Below are 16,971 nucleotides of genomic sequence, written 5' to 3'. Positions count from 1 at the left end.
TGGTGAACGGTTAAAACTGATTCAAAACGTCAGGAATCACAAGTATCGATAAATGTACTCCGGGAGGTGGTATTCGATGTTCGTCAGGACGTGACCCAGGAGCTTGGCACGGGTCTGCTGGAGCAGTTCGGTTGCGCGCTTGACGATCCCGCGCTGGGTGCGCCCGGCCTGCACAACAAGGATAACGCCGTCGGCCAGGGGGCCGACGATCCCGGAGTCCGTGACGGAGATGATGGGGGGGGTATCTATGAAGACGTGGTCGAATTGAGTCTTAACGTCCGCGAGAAGGCGGCGCATCTGCTCGGAGCCGAGCAGTTCAGCGGGGTTGTCCGGAACGGCACCTGAGGAGATGAAGGAGAGGTTATCCATGTCGATCTTGAACAGCGCGTCGCCGAGTTCGGCATTGCCGCTCAAGACCTCCGAAAGTCCGGTTTTCTGCGAAACGCCGAGATATTTATTAAGGCGGCCGCGCCGCAAATCAGCATCGATCAGGAGGACCTTGGGCTTCTGGACGGATTGGGCCACCGCCATGGCCAGATTGATCGCCGTGATGGTTTTTCCCTCGGAATGAATGGAACTGGTGATGACAATGGCCTTCGGGGGCTTGCCCTGGTTCAGAGAGAGGACGTTGGTCCTCAAAATTTTATACTGTTCCGTGATAAGGGCCTTCGGATCAAAATAGGTGATGATCCGGGGGTCCACATGGGATCCCTCCATCTTCTTGATGATGAGAACCTCCTGCTCTTTCACCTTGCTGATTTTTTCGATGCGGTGCAACCGATCATCCGCGGCTTTCCGTAACGCTTCCGTAATTTTTCCCATGACTTTGGCTCCCTTTCGTGTTGAAATCCCGTGATTCTGAAACCGGCTGAGGCGTCCCGGCCGTTAAGGCAAGGATATGACCTCGGACATATTCTGGGCTTTCAGTTTCCTGACCTCATCATTCAAATCAAAATATTTGTTCATGATGGTCCGGTCGGAAATCTTTAGTGAATCCACCGAGACCTTGATTTTCGCCTGGTCTTCCAGGAGTTTCGAAAGCGCCTGCTCGTTCCCGTCCGCCTGCTGGACCATAGTTTGAAAACTTTTCTCAAGAGCGGTCAACTTGCGGTCCTGGAAGTCTTTCATCGCGGCGACGTCGCTTTCCAGGGCCTTGATCCTCTTGCCCTGGTTATTGGCCAGGGCAATCAACTGCTTCGAAAGTTTCCGGTCTCTTTCGACCTGTCCCGTGGTCCTCAGACTGACCACCACGGCGAGGAATCCCACAATGATCACCGAACCCAGGAGAGTATAAAACGTGGCTCCCCGGAGGACAATGGTATCGCGCGGGTGGGTTGGAGCGGCCGCCTGGGCCTCCGCGCCTTTCTGAACCGCCTGAGTGAATTTATTGACATGACTCAAATCCTGGGTCTGCGCCAACTGATTGAGAATTCTACTCATCGGTGATTATTCCTTTTTTTGGTTGATGTGATCGTCTCTGCCCGTTATCCGGTTTGGATCAATCCCTCGACTTTACCGGCCTCAAAATCGTCCAGTTTCCTGATAGTTTTCTGGGCCGAAGCCGCAATCTGCTCCATCGGAGATTCCTTGATGACCTCCTGCATGATCTTTTCATCAATGATCGAAGCGCCGTAAATGAACCCGCTCAAGAGAGCGCTGTCGCAAATCTGGTTCATGAGACGCGGGACGCCCCTGGAAAACTCATAAACGCGCTGCAGGGCCTCTTCTGTGAAGTACTCGCGGCCGGAGGCGCTGGCGACATGAAGGCGGTGCCGGATATATTTGAGGGAATCCTCTTTGTCCAAAGGGGTCAAATGAAAATACACCGCGATCCTCTGCCGGAGCTGTTCCAGCCGGGGCATCGCGAGCTTCTGCTTCAGCTCCGGCTGTCCCAAGAAAATGATCTGAATGAGTTTTTCATGCTCGGTCTCCAGGTTGGAAAGCATGCGGACTTCCTCAAGGACCGAGGGAGAAAGATTCTGGGCTTCATCGATGATCAGGACCACGTTGTGGTCGTTGCGCAGCTGCTCGATGAGATACGCGTTGAGCTGGGACAAAAGCCGCGCCTTGGATCCAGGCGTGTATTCGACCTCAAAATCCTCGAGGACAGTGCACAGAAGGTCTTTCCCGCTGATATGTGTGTTGGTGATAAGCGCGGTCTGGGTGAACGCGTTCAGACGGTTCAGGAGAGCGCGGCAGACGGTGGTCTTGCCGGAACCGATATCACCGGTGATGACCACGAACCCCTTGCGCTGTTCAATCGCGTAAACAAGGGTGCTCAACGCCTCGGTATGCTTGGCGCTCTCGAAGAAGTAACGCGAATTGGGCGTCATGTTGAACGGCGATTCGTTAAAACCATAAAATTTATTGTACATGTTGTTTCCTCCCCCGTCCTTCGCCCGGGATAAATATTTTGGCTTCCTGGGCCAAACCACCATGAATGCAAGTGAATAGGTTCGTCCCTCCCTTTTTGTTTTGCAAAGCAAAGCAGGAGGGGCTCATTTATTTCAAGAAATTCGTGAACGCCACGGTGATGATCACCAGTGCCACACCGGCCACCACCGTCAGGCTGTAAAGCCACCGGATCCGGTCCTGCTCCTGTTTGATTGTCTCCAGCGTATTGATCTTGGAAATCCCTCCCAGAAGCGGGACACCAAGGAATTCCTTGGCCTCCTCCACATCGATAAAACTCTTGTCGAGAAACTCGCACGCGACCACCAGAATAAAACCGATAAAACCGCCGAGAAACAGGCCCGTCAGCGCCACGAGGACGCGGTTGGGCTTGAAAGGTTCCAGCGGCACACGCGGCGGCTCGGTCACCAGGTAACGGGTTCCTTCTTTGGAGGACTGCAGGCGCTGGGTGATCTTGGCGGTTTCCAGTCTCTGCAGGAGAAGATTATAGATGCCCTCGTTCACCTGGACATCCCGTGCCAGGACATTGCCGATCTTGTCAAAAAGCATGACCTTGACCAGCGCGTCTTCGGGTTTTTCCGGCGCGCCGCCCGCTTCCGGCCTGGCCTCCACGGTATCAAGAGCGTTTTTGATCGTGTCGATTAGAGGGCTTGTCGTTTCCACGGCGAGCTTGTCCGGCTCCGTATACGTCAAATTCTCTTTTTCCAGCTCGTCTCTCTTCATGGAGATTCTTTCCCGTAGCTGGCGGACCATCGGATGTTTGTCGGTGGAATCCACCAAGAGCTCGTTGAGCTGGTCCTGCAGCTTGGCGATCTCGGCGGACTTGATTTTTCCCTTGTAAACTTTCAATTGTTCCTCGATGAACAGGATGGCATCGGAGGTCTCGAGGTTCTGGATTTCCTGGTTGCGCTCGATAAAGATCGTGGTGATACTCTCAACGACGTCCTTGGCGACCTGCGGGTCCTGGTCAATAAAGGAAAGATAAATGATGTTTGCACCCCGGAGTTTGAGCGAAATGTCCCCCCGGATCCGGTCGACAAGATTTTCATATTCCCGCGTGGACTTAACGTCCTTGTCCAGATGAAGCCGCTTGATCAGCTTGTTGATGTTGTCCCAGCCGAGCATTGACTCCTTGATCGTGTTCAAGCGCTGTCCGACGGTCGTGGAAACGGCCAGTTTGTCAAACAACGGATTGTCGCTTTTCCCCTCCTGGACGAGGATCACGCTTTGGGATTCGTATTGTTTGGGGAGAAGGAAGCTCGTGCAAATCCCCAGGATAAGCCCCAAAAACGCCGGGATGATAAACAGTTCCTTGCGCCTGAAAAAAATCTTCAGGTAGCTCATCACCGGGAAACTTTCTTCGTTCAATTCACTCATGACTCAACCGTCCTTTCAAAAATTCACTGAGACCGATATTTTTTTGCGCCCGTTAGAAACCAGTACCAGAGGCTGCTCTGGCACCCCCGGAGGCATCGCGGATCGGAGTGGTGACAGGGGCAATGGCTCGCATTGTTTTCGTCAAGAATGTGGGCGGGATGTAAAGGATATCCCCCGGATTCATGATCAGATTTTCCCGCAGATCACCCTCATAGAGAAGAGAATACACGTCGACCTCTTTTTTGACCATGTTCCCACCCTCGGAAGGCGTGATGAGCCGGCTCTTTTTCGTGATCCCGCTCAGAAGGGGCAAACCGGCCTGCATCAGGGCCTCGCGGACGGTGATCGTGTTGCCTCTCATAAAAATCTTGCCGGGTTGGCCGACTTCGCCAACCACATAAACGACCTTGCTGTTATATCCCACGATCGTGACCGTTACCTCGGGGTTGACGATATACTCCGAAAGCCTTTCCTTGATAGACTGGGACACCTGCTCTTTGGTCAAATCCAGGACGACAACATCCCCCACAAATCCATACTGAATTTTGCCTTCGCTGTTGACCTCGTATTGTCCGCTGACTTCCGGATGCCGCATGATGGTTACTTCAATGACGTCGGTCGGCCCAAGGGTGTAGCGCTCGGCCTCATCCGCGGTCAGGGCCGATTCCTTGGTCATGTCCACAACGGCTTTCAAATTTTCATCGCTCACCGGATCGATATGAACAACCTCGGCCGGCTGGGCGCCCTCTGCTGCCTGTGGGGCCTGGGTCTGCTCATCGGCAACCGATTGTTCTTCCATGTCCGCAAAATTCTGCGCCAATGCCACGGGACCGGCTCCTTGCCATGTCCCCGCCGCCAGCACAGCCGCCAACAAAATCCTCAATCTGCAATTCATCATGTCGCACTCTCCTTAAAATAATTCATGATTCGCGTTTATACTTCAATCAATGTGTCGTGAAATTTCTTAATTTCTGAAAGATCCCCTTCCTCATAAACCCGCCATCCCCGCCAATCCCGCTTGGGCTTGCGGATCTTGCCAAGCTTTTCCCAGCGCGTGAGAGTCTTGGGACTGATCCCGACAATGTCGGCAACCTCTGTAATTGTCAATCGCTTGTTCACTGCGCCCTCCTTACCTTCACACTATAAAATCAAGCCGCTCCCTTGGATTTCAGCTATTCCGCTATGCTCTCATAGCAGCAAGCTCTGTGCCACTTTCACCTTGACACGTTAATCAATTTTCCAAGAGTTGCAACTTATTCCAAATTAACATCTTATAGGTCTTATGTCGATCTTACCGGGTAGGTGCTGTCTTGAGTGATTCTGTACGAATGTTTAAAAGATTGGACACGTCTGTCCTGGACAAAGCAGGACATTCAGGAAAACTCTATTATAACACCGATTTACGTCATGTCTATTTTTATCACCGCACCGGGTATTTACAGGTAGCATCCTTAAAAGCCTCATTTGTCTCAAAATCCCGGGTATGGTATACTTCTTGCATATGAAAATGACCACCCAGACAGGCCAAAGGCAATTTTTGGCTCCGACCATGCAGCAATCCATTGAGGTTCTTCTCCTGCCGATCATGGACCTGACAATAGCCGTGGAGCAGGAACTCCAGAGCAATCCTCTCCTGGAGATTGATGAGGACCAGCCCAAAGAACTCTCTCCTTCCGCAGAATCACAGCTCAAACGCGACCTTGAAAACCTTCTGAAAGCCTCCAACTCCCGCCAAAGATCCGAGGACATGGAAGAGGAGGCAGAAGAAAACACCGGCCTGAAAATCCAGGAAACCCTTGAAGAGCATCTTTTAAAACAATTCCGGTTCGAATTTTCCGACCCGGTCGATTTGAAGATCGGGGAATTCGTCATCGGCAATATCGATGAAGACGGGTATCTCACGGTCACAACAGAAGAAATTGCCAGGGCCGCCGGCGTGACCGGCCTCTCCCGGATTGAGGCCGTCCTCGGGGCCATCCGAAAATTTGATCCGCAGGGCATCGCGTCCCGGGACCTGAAGGAATGCCTGTTGTCCCAGGCCGGCGAAAAACTGAACGGGCACAGCCGCCTGGCCGTCCAGATCATCGAACGGTTCCTCACCGAAATGGGACATAAAAAATATGCCCTGATCGCCCGTGAACTCGGCGTCCCTGTTGAGGAGATCAAGGAAGCCGGCCGGATGATCGCCCTCCTGGACCCCAAACCGGCCAGAAATTACCGCCCCGTCCCTTCCAACATTTATATCAAACCCGACGTAGTCGTCACAAAAGGCCCGGACGGCCGCTACCAGACCATCATGAACAAGGACGCGGTGCCACGGTTGAGGATCAACGTCACCTACAAAAATATGCTGAAAAACCAGAAGCTCCTGCCGGCGGAAAAAGAATTCATCCAGGAAAAACTCAAGAACGCCGTCCTTTTCATGCGCAGCATCGAACAGCGGGGACAGACCATCCAGGAAATCGCCAAATTCGTGGTTGAAAGGCAGAAAGAATTTTTTGAAAAGGGGCACACGTCTCTGGTCCCCATGTCCCTCAAGGACGCCGCCCAGGCCCTGGACCGCAACGAGTCCACCATCAGCCGGGCGATCAACCAAAAATACATCGATACCCCGCAGGGATTGTTTCCCCTCAAATTCTTTTTCTCGCAGGCCGTCGGCAATCCGCACGGGCCGACCTCAACAGAACCCTCCTGCAGCCGGGGAATCAAGGAAGAGATCAGAGATTTGGTCGAAAACGAGGACAAAGCCCGGCCCTTGTCGGACCAGGACATTCAGGATCACTTCAAGGGGAAAGGCGTGGACATCGCCCGCCGGACGATCAACAAGTACCGCCAGCTTCTCCGCATCCTGCCTTCCCACCTTCGAAAGCAGTAATCCGAATCAGCGGTTGTCTTTTCTGTCGTAGTCGTCCTGAAAGCGGATGATGTCTTCTTCGGAGAGATGCTTCCCGCAGGCCACTTCAATAAACACAAGGATATCTTTGCCTGTATTGCCTATCCGGTGGACGGCCCCGAGGGGAACGTCCAGGATGGACCCGGCGCTCAAGGGGATGTCCTGCCCGTCCATGACGGCAATGCCCTGGCCGGAGACGACGATCCATTTCTCGGAACGGTGCTCATGTTTTTGAAGGCTGAGCCGCTGGCCGGGCTTGACCTCGACCCGCTTGACCCAAACCCCCGATTCCTGATACAACTTGATGTAATGCCCCCAGGGACGCTGGGATACGGTGTCACCGTTCTGCATGATGTTCTCCTTGTTGACTCGCTTTACTATGCCTGGAGAAGTATACCATCTCTCCGCTTTAAAAAGCCAATGGCATCCTGAAAAGCAATCTGCCGGTGGACGTTGTCCTGCCCCGGGGCAGCTGACGTTGGTAACGCTCCAGATCTCTGCCCGTGTCGATATCAGACTTCACGCCCAGGAGTGCGCACGCCTTCTTCTCCTTGCGCAGTTTTTCTAAACTCTTGGCCAGAACCTCTCCCGTCCCCCAGACCATTCCGCGAAACAGCTCCGGAACCGGCGCCCGCAGTCCGATCAGATAATACCCGCCGTCCCGGCTGGGGCCCAGGACACAGTCGGAATTTTCCAGGTTGCGGAAAGCCTTCTCGATGTCCCGCGCCGTGATCGTCAGGCAATCTGTTCCGATCAGGACAACCCGGCCGAACCCCCGCCGGAAACAAAAGCGGAAAGCCGACGCCATCCGGTCTCCCAGCGTGCGGCCGGATTGGCGGCGAAGAGTAAAATCCTTTCGGAAACGCCCCAAAAAAAATGGACGCCCCGGAGCCCCCGCGTAAAAAATCAGCCGGGTATCACACCGCGCGTTCCGCGCGATCCCGCAAACATCGAGAACAAAGGCCTTGTATAACGCGTCGACCTGCCGGATGGACAATCGCTCCAGCAGACGGGTTTTGACCTGTCCCGGACGCGGCTCGCGCGCGAAGATTACCAGGGCTGTCCGCTCAGGTTCAGGTCTCAACGCTCCCACCGGTCAACAATCTCCCCGGGATTTGATGATCTTTCTTACGGCTTGAATGACGTCGGCCGCGTCCTCGTCGGTCAGCCTGGCCGACAACGGAAGGCTGACGGTCTGCCGGCCGATCCGGCAGGCGTTCGGATAATCCTGCGGTTTCCAGCCCAATTTTTTTTGATACAAAGGATGCTCGGGCGCACTCCGATAATGGACCCCGACGCCGATGTTTTCCCTGGCCATGGCCGCTCGGAACTCGTCCCGCGTCAATCCTGAAGTTCGCTCATCGATCAAAACGGGATACAGATGATACGCGTGCCGTGTGTCGGGATCCGGTGGTTTCGGGGTGGCGATGGGAATATCTGCAAAGGCCTCCTGGTACCTCTGCCAAATCTCTGCGCGCCGTTTCCACCTCTCCTCGAGCCGTTTCAATTGAGGGATCGCGAGGGCGGCCATAATGTCCGTCATGTTGTATTTATATCCGCATTCGACAACCTGGTAATGGTCTCCCCCTTCGCCGTCGAACCGCTTCCAGGCGTCCTTGTCCATGCCCTGCAAGGACAGGGTTCGGATTTTCCGCGCCCATTCCTCATTATCGGTCACGGCCATTCCGCCGTCCCCGGTCACAATGCTTTTCGTCGCGTAAAAGCTGAAGCACCCCGTGTCTCCGAACGTGCCGGACTTTTTTCCGTGGAATTCGGCCTCAATGGCGTGCGCGCAGTCCTCGATCACGGACAAACGGCGCTTCCGGGCGATCGTCATGACCGCGTCCATATCGCAGGGCCTGCCGGCGAAATGGACAATTAGGATCGCCCGTGTTTTCGGCGTGACCTTCGATTCAATCTCGGCAGGGCTGATGTTCATGCTGTCCGGCTCGCAGTCCGCCAGGACGGGTCGCGCCCCGCTGTGGATGATCGCGTTGATGGTGGCGCAAAACGTCATCGGGGTGGAGATCACTTCATCCCCGGGGGCGATGCCGGCCGCCAGAAGCGACAAATGAATGGCCGCGGTGCAGGAATTGAGGCCGACCGTGTGCCGGCTCCCCTTGTAATGCCGGAACATCTCTTCGAAACGACGGACCTGGGGACCGGCGCCGACCCACCCCGAACGCAACGTCGCCGTCACTTCCCGGATGTCCTCGTTCTCGATCAAGGGCTGACCGAAAACCAGAAAATTGTTTTTGGGTCTGACGGGCGAGCGGCTCGCCTTGGTGAGTGTCATCGTCTTATCCTCTTCTTGCCCTCCGGGAAATTTACCTGATCCCGAAAGACACCGGATTTCGTCCAGAGTTCCAGTAAGTTTGCCCATACCGGAGCAGTGTTCTCCAGAATCCCTCTTCAGACCACCGGCGGGCGGACACAAGAATGAAATCCTCCAGAACAACGGGCTTGGCGATCCGTCTCAATTTTCGCGAAAAGAAGATATCTTCCATGATCGGCACAGGATCGAATCCGCCGGCCCGGCGCCAGACGTCCCTGGTGAGAAACATCCCCAAATCCCCGTCGATAATACCGAGGCGCTTCGCCCGGACATTCACAAGCCATTCAAAAAAAGAAAATGCGGCCCCGCGCCGGTCGATCCTCATGGTCAAACATCCGGCCTCGGCCCCGCCGTCAAAGGCCTGCCGGACCTTCCTCAAAGTTTCCAGGGACACATCCGTGTCAACGTGAAGAAAAAAAAGATGATCGGCCAGCGCGGCCTCGGCGCCGACGTTCTTCTGGGCTCCCCGGCCCCGCCGGCTGCGGATGACCCGGCCGTATCCCGCCGCCACATCCACCGTGCGGTCCGTACTCTCTCCATCCACAAAAATCAAAGAGCATTCCCTGCCGAGCCGGGAAAAATATTGTGAACGGCCCAGCAAAACTTTTTCCTCATTATAAACGGGGACAATGATGTCAAGCACGGGCCCTCCCCGCCTCTCGGTCTTCATGGAGCCGAAAAACATACCACAGGATCAAGCTCATCACAACCATCTCGCCGCCGTCTTCCAAAATGCTGAATGGGGCTTCCCAGGACGTTTTTTGGAGAACGAGATGGAGCATGTCAAAAACAATGCCGCAAAAACCGAGAGCCAATAAGAATTTCAACAAATCGTCATTGATCTTCCGGTGCAGGCTGTCATGACAGTGGAGATACCAGCGCCCCATCCCCAGGACGAACACCAGCCCCACGGACGCACTCACGATCAGCTCTCCGAAGTCCTTGGCGCGCAACCCGAACGCGGGAACAAATTGAAAAAAATCCGCCATGATCCTGCCCAAGGACTCGTGGATACAGAGGGCATCATCGATGAGAAAATAAGAAAACAGCCCTGCCCATAAAACATAGATCCTGAACCGTGTGTTGAAGGAAAGAAGGACGAACAGAATGATCAGCCAGAATTCTTTAACATACTGGAACACCTCCGCGTAGCCCCGGTCCGTTCCAATACAATAGAAATGAAATGTAATCCAAGGTGTTCTGTGATAACCAATATCCAGCAGGATGAAGCCCAGGTCCGTCAGAAGGAGCAACCACGCCAATAAGTACCTGCCCTGGAGCCAGCGGCGCATCAGCAACATCCCCCCTGCGAAGGACTTTCCGTGTCAGCAAGCGAAGGGTTGCCGCAGGCTTTGAAGAGCCCGAAATGCCGCGACAAATCGCCGGCCACCTGGAAATGGTCCCGGAAACGCGTCTTCAGCAGCATGTCCGCCGTGTTGGCGCAGACGAGCATCGGTTTCCCGGCCTCAAAGACATGGTGGTCATCCAGAATAAAGCGGAAAGGGGTTTCTTGGACAGTGCCCTGATACACGGCTGTCTGCCCGTAGTCCTCGCAGGCGTCTTCCAGTTCAGGGATCTTGAACAAACGATACGTCCTGGATTGGAAATTGGCAAACCCGACTTTCGCGATCGTTTCCGGGTCGAACAGGCCGATCTTGGACGAAACAAAAACCCTCGGGTCACGAAACCCGGCCTTTTTCGCGAGCCGCTCAAAATCTTTCCAGTACAACGCGCCGCCAAGGCATTCCCCCAGAAGGACCGGATCTTCCTTGGCCCAGGCCGGAAGCCGGCGGTCGCAATAAACGTCGGAGAAGAAAAACTCCCCCCCCTTCTTCAGCACGCGGTAAACTTCGCGCAGCACCGCATCCTTGTCCGGGGACAGATTCACCACACAGTTGGAAACAACGATATCGAAATGATTGTCCGGCAGGCCGATGCCCCGCAGGTCCTCGATATACCCTTTCTTAAAAGCCGTGTTGGGCCGGGCATACCCGAATTTCCGCATCTGGACCGGCAGATAGCGGTTGGCGATCTCCAGCTGCTCGTCCGTCATGTCCACGCCGACGACCTCGCCCTCCTGCCCGGCCAGACAGGACAAGACAAAACAGTCCCGGCCCGTGCCGCAGCCCAGGTCCAGGACCTTCATGCCCTTTATCACAAAGGGAAACGGCGTTCCGCAGCCGTAGTATTTGTTCTGAATTTCGTCTTCAATGAGTTTGAGCGGTTCCTGCACGTAGGCCGGCAGTTTTTCCAGACTGCAGCAGGCGCTGGTCTTCAAATCTTTCCTGGATTTCAAAACCCGGCCGTAATATTCCGCGACTTTGCCGCGGACAACGCGGCTTTCAAGCGTTGACATGGGATCCTCCTCCCGGAAGTTCTTTTCTTTTCGTCCTCGCGGACTGGACCTTCAAATAAATGGTGGCGGCTGACCCCAGCAAAAGAAATCCCGCCAAGGCCGCCCAAAGCCAGGGATTATTCCAGCGGAAGCTGGACACCTGGTCGGAAAAAAACGTCTGGACCAGGACCGCCGGGAAGATGCCGATCAGCGTCCCAAAGACATAATCCCGGTAACGGATCTTGGACAGCCCTGAAACATAATTGACGATCTCCCAGGGGATCAAAGGGATCAAGCGTATGAATAGAATCGCGGCGAACCCGTTTTTATTCAGCTGGTCCTCAAAATCCCTGCCCTTGCCGCGGGCCAGTTTTTCCACAAACCTGCGCCCGATCAAACGGCTGATCAGGAAGGTCAGGCTCGTCCCTAGGAAAGATCCCGCCATGATCCCGACAGCCCCCCAGAAAACCCCGAAAATAAAACCGGCGGACAGGGACATGAAGACGATCGGAGGAAAAATGCTGACGGTATTGGCGGCGTACAAGAGGATGTAGACGGCCAGCGCCCAAGGGCCGAACCGGAGGACGGCTTCCTTGATTTCCTGAAGGCGCTGAAGTTTGCTGCTTTCCTGAGAGGAAGATTCCGCAGAATAGAGATCCGCTTGCGCAGCCGGCGCGGACGGCACAGACTGGGCATCAGCCAGCGCTCCGGACGCCAGGCTCAGGACGAAAACCATGGCCCGCAAAAAGGTGATCATGAAAGCATTTATGGAAGGGCCTGCGGTTTCCCGGCTGCCTCCATCGCTTCGCGAGGCAAAGCGCCGGGACTAATTCCGGCATTGACTTGCGTTCACTCTCGTTCCGCAAGTCAAGCCGTCATTAGAGATATTTCTCGATGGCGGTCAGGACCATTTCCGAACGCAATTTATCGCCGATCATGCCCACGCGGATCTTCATCTGCGCGGATTTCTCGGTGATCGCGTTGATGTCAATCTTGATATCCTTCCCATCGGAAAATTCAGACCGGATCTTGGCGGAAAGCCGGTCGCCCTTGTCATATTTGATGTCCAGATTCAGGCTCTTGAGGCCCTGCAGGCCGGCTTTATGGACTTGATCGGCGGGAACTTCGTATTGCTTGACCAGGATCCCCCGGACGTAAGCGTATCCGCCGGCCCCGGCCGCCGCTCCCAGAATAAGGGGAACGCATCCGGCCGCGCTCATCAAGCACCCCACAAGCAGCATCGGCATGAAAGAATTCTTCATCATCTTGAACATTTGTCCAGCTCCTTTCGAGTGACGGGCGCCTGCCTTTCGGGCAGGAAAAATGCTTTCAACTCCTCTAATAAAGTATCTAAATCCTTCTTCTTATGCAAGCCCGAGATGAAAAATGTCTCCAGGTCCGCCGGAGGCCAGTAAATGCCGGCTTTGAGCAGATGATGGAACACCCGGGCGTATTCTTTCCCATTGGACGCGGCTTGAGCGGATTTGTAATCGTTCACCGGTTTTAAAGAAAACCGCAGACTCATCATGGGACCGTAATGCGACAGCCTGGCCTCCAGGTTGTTTTGCTCAAAAAACAGATTCGCGGATTCGGCGAATTGACGGCTGCGCTCGTTGAGCGTCTGATAGAACTCCTTGCTCAAAAGCTTTAAGGTCGCCATCCCGGCCCTCATCACGACCGGCGCGCCGGCAAAGGTCCCGGCCTGGTAAACATCCCCCAAGGGAGACAAACGGCTCATGATGTCCTTGCGGCCGCCGTAGGCGCCCACGGGAAAACCGCCGCCGATGATCTTTCCCAGGCAGGTGAGGTCCGGGGCAATCCCGAATTCGTCCTGAACGCATCCCGGCCGGAAACGGAAACCCGTAATGATCTCGTCAAAGATCAGAAGGATCCCGTATTTTGTCGTCAATTCCCTCAATATCTTCAAAAACCCGGCGTCCGGAACAATCGTCCCCATGTTCCCGGCGACCGGCTCGATGATGACGCAGGCAATTTGATCCTTATGTAGTTCCAAAGTCCTAGCCAGAATTTCCGCATTATTATAGGGAAGACTGAGCGTATTTTCGATGTGTTTCTGGGGGATGCCGTTGCTGGACGACTCCGGCAGGCCGGCCACACCGGATCCTGCCGTGGTTAAAAGATCGTCGCTATGGCCGTGATAACATCCGTCAAACTTGACGATCATCGGCCGGCCGGTAAAACCCCGGGCCAGGCGGATGGCGCTCATGGTCGCCTCGGTGCCGGAGTTCACGAACCGGATCATCTCGATCGACGGCACAGCCCGGGTGATAAAACGGGCCAAGTCGATCTCGGACTTGGTCGTGGTGCCGAAGCTGATCCCGGATTCCGCGGTTTTCTTGGCCGCCAGGACAACGTTGCGGTGCGCGTGCCCGAGGATTAGCGCGCCCCAGGACAGGCAGTAATCGGTGTATTCCTTCTGGTCCTCGTCAACGAGGATCACGCCCTTGCCGTATTTCATGACCAGGGGGTTCCCCCCCACACCGAGGAAAGACCGGACCGGGCTGTTGACCCCGCCGACCATGACCTCGCGGGCCTGCTTGAACAATTCCTCGGAACGCTTCAAATCCATTTCAGGGCATCCTCGGCGTAATAAGTGATGATAACATCGGCCCCGGCGCGTTTGATCGCGGTGAGACTTTCGATGACCACGTCCTTTTCCTCGATCCACTGGTTCTTGGCCGCGGCCTTGATCATGGAATATTCCCCGCTCACATGGTAGGCGGCGATCGGCACGGTCAGTTTCCGGCGCAACAGGCTGATCACGTCCAGGTATGCCAGGGCCGGTTTGACCATCACGATGTCGGCGCCTTCAGCCACGTCCTGGCTCGCCTCTTTCAGGGATTCGCGAAGGTTCGCAAAATCCATCTGATAAGTTTTGCGGTCTCCGAACCCCGGAGCGCTGTGGGCGGCCTCGCGGAACGGGCCGTAAAAGGACGACGCGTATTTGACCGCGTAGGACAAAAGGATCGTGTCGTGAAACCCGTTTTTCTCAAGCCCCTCCCGGATGGCCCCGACGCGGAAATCCATCATGTCCGACGGCGCCACGATGTCGGCCCCGGCCTCGGCGTGCGAGACCGCCATCCTGGCCAGGACAGGAAGGCTCTTGTCATTGTCGATTTTTTTATTGTGAATGATCCCGCAATGTCCGTGATCCGTATAGGCGCACAGGCAAACGTCGGTGACGACCACGAATTCCGGGAAATGCTTCTTGATCGCCCGGATCCCGCGCTGGACAACGCCGCTGGGATCATACGACCCGCTGGCCCGGGCGTCTTTCTTGTCCGTGATCCCAAAAAACAATCCGGATTTGCCGCCGGCCTTCACGAACCTTTCCACCGCCGGCACAATCAGGTCCGCGGAATAGCGGTAAATGCCCGGCATGGACGGAATGGGCTGCTTCTGCCCCTTTCCCTCCACAAGAAAAAACGGCTGGACCAGCCCGTCCTTGGACAGCCGGACTTCCCGGACCAATTCACGGATGGCCTTGCTTGATCGTAATTTTCGGAAACGGTTCTGCATATTTTCCCCTTTAAGAACCCTTATTCTACCACGACGATCCCGTTTGTGTATCCTTCCTTTTTCAGGGCCTCCAGGGTCCTGGGCCCCTTGCCAAGGATCTGCCAGTCCGGAGGGACCGGCCCGTGGTCTTCAAGGAAATTGCGCACCGTGGAAGGGCTGGTGAAGACAATTTTCTGGATCGGAACCTGCGGCAAAGGCCGTTTCGCGGGCTTGGTGTTCCGGTAAACCGTCACCTCATCCACACGGCTGCCCAAGCGGGTCAGCCCTTCCCTTAAATAAGGGTTCGGGAGTGAGGACCTGGGAAACAGGATGCGTTTGCCCTCCAGCGCGAAGTTCTTTTCCAAAGCCTTCAGCATGCCCTCGCTCGTCTCCTCATCAGCCACCAGGGACGGCCTGATGCCAAATGGCACCAGGGCCAGGGCCGTGTCGCGGCCGACCGCGGCCACGTCCTTGCGCTGAACGATTTCCCGGGCGATCTTCTTTTCCTGCAAAATCCTGAAAAAATGCCGGACGGCAAAACGGCTGGTGAACAAGATCATGTCATAGCTGTCCAGGTCGCGGAAATTTTTCTCGAATCCCGGCGTCATCTCGGCCGCGGAGATCTCTATCATCGGGTGGTGAATGACGCGTCCCAGAGACCTGTACTTGTCCGGATTCGTGCCCAAGTAAAGGATGTTCTCGTCTTTCTCCGCTCCCGGTGTCCAGAATTTGACAACCTCCCCCACCACCATCAGCGCCGGAGGTTCTGGCTGGGCCTTGGCGGCCTCGCTCTCGATCGTGGCCAGCGTGCCATGAACGATCCTCTCCTCGACCCGGGTCCCTTTGGAAACAATGACCATCGGCGTTTTCTCTTTCCACCCGGCCTGCAACAAAGAACGGACAATGAGCCCCAGACGGGTCAACCCCATCAAAAACACAAGCGTGTCCGCTTTGGGGACGGAAAGAGACTCCGGGGGGGCATACTCTTCCTCGGAATGACCGCGGACAAACGCCACGGATGTGGAAAGCCCCCGCGCCGTCAGGGGGATGCCGAGACTGGACGGGATGCCGGTCGCGGAGGTGATCCCGGGAACCACAGAAACGTTGATATGAAAAGACCTCAGGTATTCAATCTCTTCCGCGCCGCGCGCGAAGATCAGAGGATCTCCGCCTTTGAGCCGCACAACCACCTTGCCGGCCATGGCTTTGTCTTTCAACCGTCGCGAAATTTCATCCTGCGGGATCGTGTGCACTCCCTTTCTTTTTCCGACAAAAAATTTTTCGGCCTGCGGAGCGTATTCCATGAGACTCGGGTGGACAAGAAAATCGTAAAAGACGCAGTCCGCCTGCTGAAGCGCGGCCACGGCCTTGAGCGTTATCAGCTCCGGATCGCCCGGGCCTGCGCCGACCAGAGTGACCGTGCCAAATTTTTTGCGAACGTCCAAGAGGCCAAAGACGGATTCCAGATCTTTCTCTCCCTTGCGGCCGGTGACCGCAAGCTGTCCCTGCAAAGGGGCCGCGTCAAACGGCAGGATGTCCGTGATCCGGCCCGCCAGCCCCAGCCGTTTCAAGGCGCAGGCCGCGACGATGATCCCATCCAGCTTTCCCTCGTCAATCTGGCGCAGTCGCTCCTCGATGGTCCCGCGGAGGTCGACGATTTTCAGGGATGGATTCAGGGCGTGGATACCTTGCTGGCGCGCAAGGCTGCTGGTGCCGATCCTTGCGCCGGGCTTTAAATCCGCGAATTTGCACGCGCCGACAAACGCATCGCGAGAATCGATGGGCTCCGTCAGGGCGTAAATGGCCAGCCCCGGCCTCAGGTCCTTCGGGAGATCTTTGGCGCTGTGAACGGCAACGTCGATCTCGCCGCTCAACAGGGCCTGGTCCAGGGCGTCGGTAAAAAAATCGTCCGCCGGATTTGTCGTCAGAGACGTGACCTTGTCCTTGTCTCCCCGCGTGTCGCAGACCTTCAATTCATAAGCGGTTTCCCGGCCCGCCATTTTCAGGAGATCAAAAATCTCCTTCACCTGGACAAGCGCCAGGCGGCTTCCCCGGGACCCGACACGCAATTTCTTTGATGGCCCGTTCATCGGCATAACA

Annotated in this window: 18 protein-coding genes; 1 reads left to right on the top strand and 17 read right to left on the bottom strand. The window is 55.6% G+C overall.

From position 1 onward, the window contains the following. Nucleotides 1–36: 36 nt before the first annotated feature. From Q8Q08_11635 to Q8Q08_11610, 6 genes are all read right to left on the bottom strand, one after another. Entirely contained in the window at nt 37–822 is a 786-nt protein-coding gene (locus Q8Q08_11635; GenBank protein ID MDP2654664.1) for a CpsD/CapB family tyrosine-protein kinase, read from the bottom strand. 63 nt (nt 823–885) lie between these two features. Then, nucleotides 886–1,440, bottom strand: coding sequence for a hypothetical protein (locus Q8Q08_11630; GenBank protein MDP2654663.1), 555 nt, complete (start codon nt 1,438–1,440; stop codon nt 886–888). Between the two features lie 44 nt (nt 1,441–1,484). Continuing rightward, on the bottom strand, nt 1,485–2,375 hold the full coding sequence (locus tag Q8Q08_11625; protein ID MDP2654662.1) for an AAA family ATPase: 891 nt from the start codon (nt 2,373–2,375) through the stop codon (nt 1,485–1,487). A 127-nt stretch (nt 2,376–2,502) separates the two neighbouring features. Beyond that, nucleotides 2,503–3,789, bottom strand: a complete 1,287-nt coding sequence (locus Q8Q08_11620; protein ID MDP2654661.1) for a GNVR domain-containing protein — start codon at nt 3,787–3,789, stop codon at nt 2,503–2,505. A gap of 52 nt (nt 3,790–3,841) precedes the next feature. Next, entirely contained in the window at nt 3,842–4,687 is an 846-nt protein-coding gene (locus Q8Q08_11615; protein MDP2654660.1) for a polysaccharide biosynthesis/export family protein, read from the bottom strand. Between the two features lie 35 nt (nt 4,688–4,722). Continuing rightward, on the bottom strand, nt 4,723–4,908 hold the full coding sequence (locus tag Q8Q08_11610) for a MerR family DNA-binding transcriptional regulator (protein ID MDP2654659.1): 186 nt from the start codon (nt 4,906–4,908) through the stop codon (nt 4,723–4,725). Between the two features lie 364 nt (nt 4,909–5,272). Between Q8Q08_11610 and rpoN the strand changes: the two genes are divergently transcribed. Continuing rightward, nucleotides 5,273–6,664, top strand: a complete 1,392-nt coding sequence (gene rpoN, locus Q8Q08_11605; GenBank protein ID MDP2654658.1) for an RNA polymerase factor sigma-54 — start codon at nt 5,273–5,275, stop codon at nt 6,662–6,664. Between the two features lie 6 nt (nt 6,665–6,670). Here the strand turns inward: rpoN and Q8Q08_11600 are convergent, their stop codons facing one another. The 11 genes from Q8Q08_11600 to cobA form a co-directional block, all read right to left on the bottom strand. Continuing rightward, nucleotides 6,671–7,063 carry a phosphomannose isomerase type II C-terminal cupin domain gene (locus Q8Q08_11600; GenBank protein ID MDP2654657.1) on the bottom strand — a complete coding sequence of 131 codons (393 nt, stop codon included), beginning with the start codon at nt 7,061–7,063 and terminating at the stop codon, nt 6,671–6,673. A 28-nt stretch (nt 7,064–7,091) separates the two neighbouring features. Further along, nucleotides 7,092–7,766 carry a TIGR04282 family arsenosugar biosynthesis glycosyltransferase gene (locus Q8Q08_11595; protein ID MDP2654656.1) on the bottom strand — a complete coding sequence of 225 codons (675 nt, stop codon included), beginning with the start codon at nt 7,764–7,766 and terminating at the stop codon, nt 7,092–7,094. Nucleotides 7,767–7,778: 12 nt separating this feature from the next. Beyond that, nucleotides 7,779–8,978: a DegT/DnrJ/EryC1/StrS family aminotransferase gene (locus Q8Q08_11590; GenBank protein ID MDP2654655.1), complete on the bottom strand. Its 1,200-nt coding sequence runs from the start codon at nt 8,976–8,978 to the stop codon at nt 7,779–7,781. 31 nt (nt 8,979–9,009) lie between these two features. Further along, nucleotides 9,010–9,660 (bottom strand): TIGR04283 family arsenosugar biosynthesis glycosyltransferase, encoded by a 651-nt coding sequence (locus tag Q8Q08_11585; protein ID MDP2654654.1) that lies wholly within the window; start codon nt 9,658–9,660, stop codon nt 9,010–9,012. Further along, complete coding sequence (locus tag Q8Q08_11580) at nt 9,653–10,318, bottom strand: hypothetical protein (GenBank protein MDP2654653.1); 666 nt, start codon at nt 10,316–10,318, stop codon at nt 9,653–9,655. The genes Q8Q08_11585 and Q8Q08_11580 overlap by 8 nt, the downstream gene beginning before the upstream one ends. Beyond that, on the bottom strand, nt 10,309–11,373 hold the full coding sequence (locus tag Q8Q08_11575; GenBank protein ID MDP2654652.1) for a methyltransferase domain-containing protein: 1,065 nt from the start codon (nt 11,371–11,373) through the stop codon (nt 10,309–10,311). The genes Q8Q08_11580 and Q8Q08_11575 overlap by 10 nt, the downstream gene beginning before the upstream one ends. After that, nucleotides 11,360–12,109 (bottom strand): TVP38/TMEM64 family protein, encoded by a 750-nt coding sequence (locus Q8Q08_11570; protein ID MDP2654651.1) that lies wholly within the window; start codon nt 12,107–12,109, stop codon nt 11,360–11,362. Before Q8Q08_11570 ends, Q8Q08_11575 begins: the two co-directional genes overlap by 14 nt. 121 nt (nt 12,110–12,230) lie before the next feature. Continuing rightward, nucleotides 12,231–12,626 (bottom strand): DUF3568 family protein, encoded by a 396-nt coding sequence (locus Q8Q08_11565; GenBank protein ID MDP2654650.1) that lies wholly within the window; start codon nt 12,624–12,626, stop codon nt 12,231–12,233. Further along, nucleotides 12,614–13,942 carry a glutamate-1-semialdehyde 2,1-aminomutase gene (hemL, locus tag Q8Q08_11560; protein ID MDP2654649.1) on the bottom strand — a complete coding sequence of 443 codons (1,329 nt, stop codon included), beginning with the start codon at nt 13,940–13,942 and terminating at the stop codon, nt 12,614–12,616. The genes Q8Q08_11565 and hemL overlap by 13 nt, the downstream gene beginning before the upstream one ends. Beyond that, the gene (gene hemB, locus Q8Q08_11555) at nt 13,933–14,892 is read right to left on the bottom strand and encodes a porphobilinogen synthase (GenBank protein MDP2654648.1); all 960 of its coding nucleotides are present in this window, start codon (nt 14,890–14,892) and stop codon (nt 13,933–13,935) included. The genes hemL and hemB overlap by 10 nt, the downstream gene beginning before the upstream one ends. A 20-nt stretch (nt 14,893–14,912) precedes the next feature. Beyond that, nucleotides 14,913–16,961, bottom strand: coding sequence for a uroporphyrinogen-III C-methyltransferase (cobA, locus tag Q8Q08_11550; protein MDP2654647.1), 2,049 nt, complete (start codon nt 16,959–16,961; stop codon nt 14,913–14,915). Nucleotides 16,962–16,971: the final 10 nt, after the last annotated feature.

The organism is Candidatus Omnitrophota bacterium (genome assembly GCA_030688425.1).
Lineage (GTDB): Bacteria > Omnitrophota > Gorgyraeia > Zapsychrales > JANLHA01 > JAUYIB01.
Note: the sequence above shows the minus strand (reverse complement) of the source record. Positions and strands in the feature narration are given on the sequence as shown.

Coding starts and splice junctions, on each gene's coding strand:
- Q8Q08_11635 (MDP2654664.1), bottom strand. CDS start 822: ATGGGAAAAATTACGGAAGCGTTACGGAAAGCCGCGGATGATCGGTTG.
- Q8Q08_11630 (MDP2654663.1), bottom strand. CDS start 1,440: ATGAGTAGAATTCTCAATCAGTTGGCGCAGACCCAGGATTTGAGTCAT.
- Q8Q08_11625 (MDP2654662.1), bottom strand. CDS start 2,375: ATGTACAATAAATTTTATGGTTTTAACGAATCGCCGTTCAACATGACG.
- Q8Q08_11620 (MDP2654661.1), bottom strand. CDS start 3,789: ATGAGTGAATTGAACGAAGAAAGTTTCCCGGTGATGAGCTACCTGAAG.
- Q8Q08_11615 (MDP2654660.1), bottom strand. CDS start 4,687: ATGATGAATTGCAGATTGAGGATTTTGTTGGCGGCTGTGCTGGCGGCG.
- rpoN (MDP2654658.1), top strand. CDS start 5,273: ATGGTATACTTCTTGCATATGAAAATGACCACCCAGACAGGCCAAAGG.
- Q8Q08_11590 (MDP2654655.1), bottom strand. CDS start 8,978: ATGACACTCACCAAGGCGAGCCGCTCGCCCGTCAGACCCAAAAACAAT.
- Q8Q08_11580 (MDP2654653.1), bottom strand. CDS start 10,318: ATGTTGCTGATGCGCCGCTGGCTCCAGGGCAGGTACTTATTGGCGTGG.
- Q8Q08_11575 (MDP2654652.1), bottom strand. CDS start 11,373: ATGTCAACGCTTGAAAGCCGCGTTGTCCGCGGCAAAGTCGCGGAATAT.
- Q8Q08_11570 (MDP2654651.1), bottom strand. CDS start 12,109: ATGATCACCTTTTTGCGGGCCATGGTTTTCGTCCTGAGCCTGGCGTCC.
- Q8Q08_11565 (MDP2654650.1), bottom strand. CDS start 12,626: ATGTTCAAGATGATGAAGAATTCTTTCATGCCGATGCTGCTTGTGGGG.
- hemL (MDP2654649.1), bottom strand. CDS start 13,942: ATGGATTTGAAGCGTTCCGAGGAATTGTTCAAGCAGGCCCGCGAGGTC.
- hemB (MDP2654648.1), bottom strand. CDS start 14,892: ATGCAGAACCGTTTCCGAAAATTACGATCAAGCAAGGCCATCCGTGAA.
- cobA (MDP2654647.1), bottom strand. CDS start 16,961: ATGAACGGGCCATCAAAGAAATTGCGTGTCGGGTCCCGGGGAAGCCGC.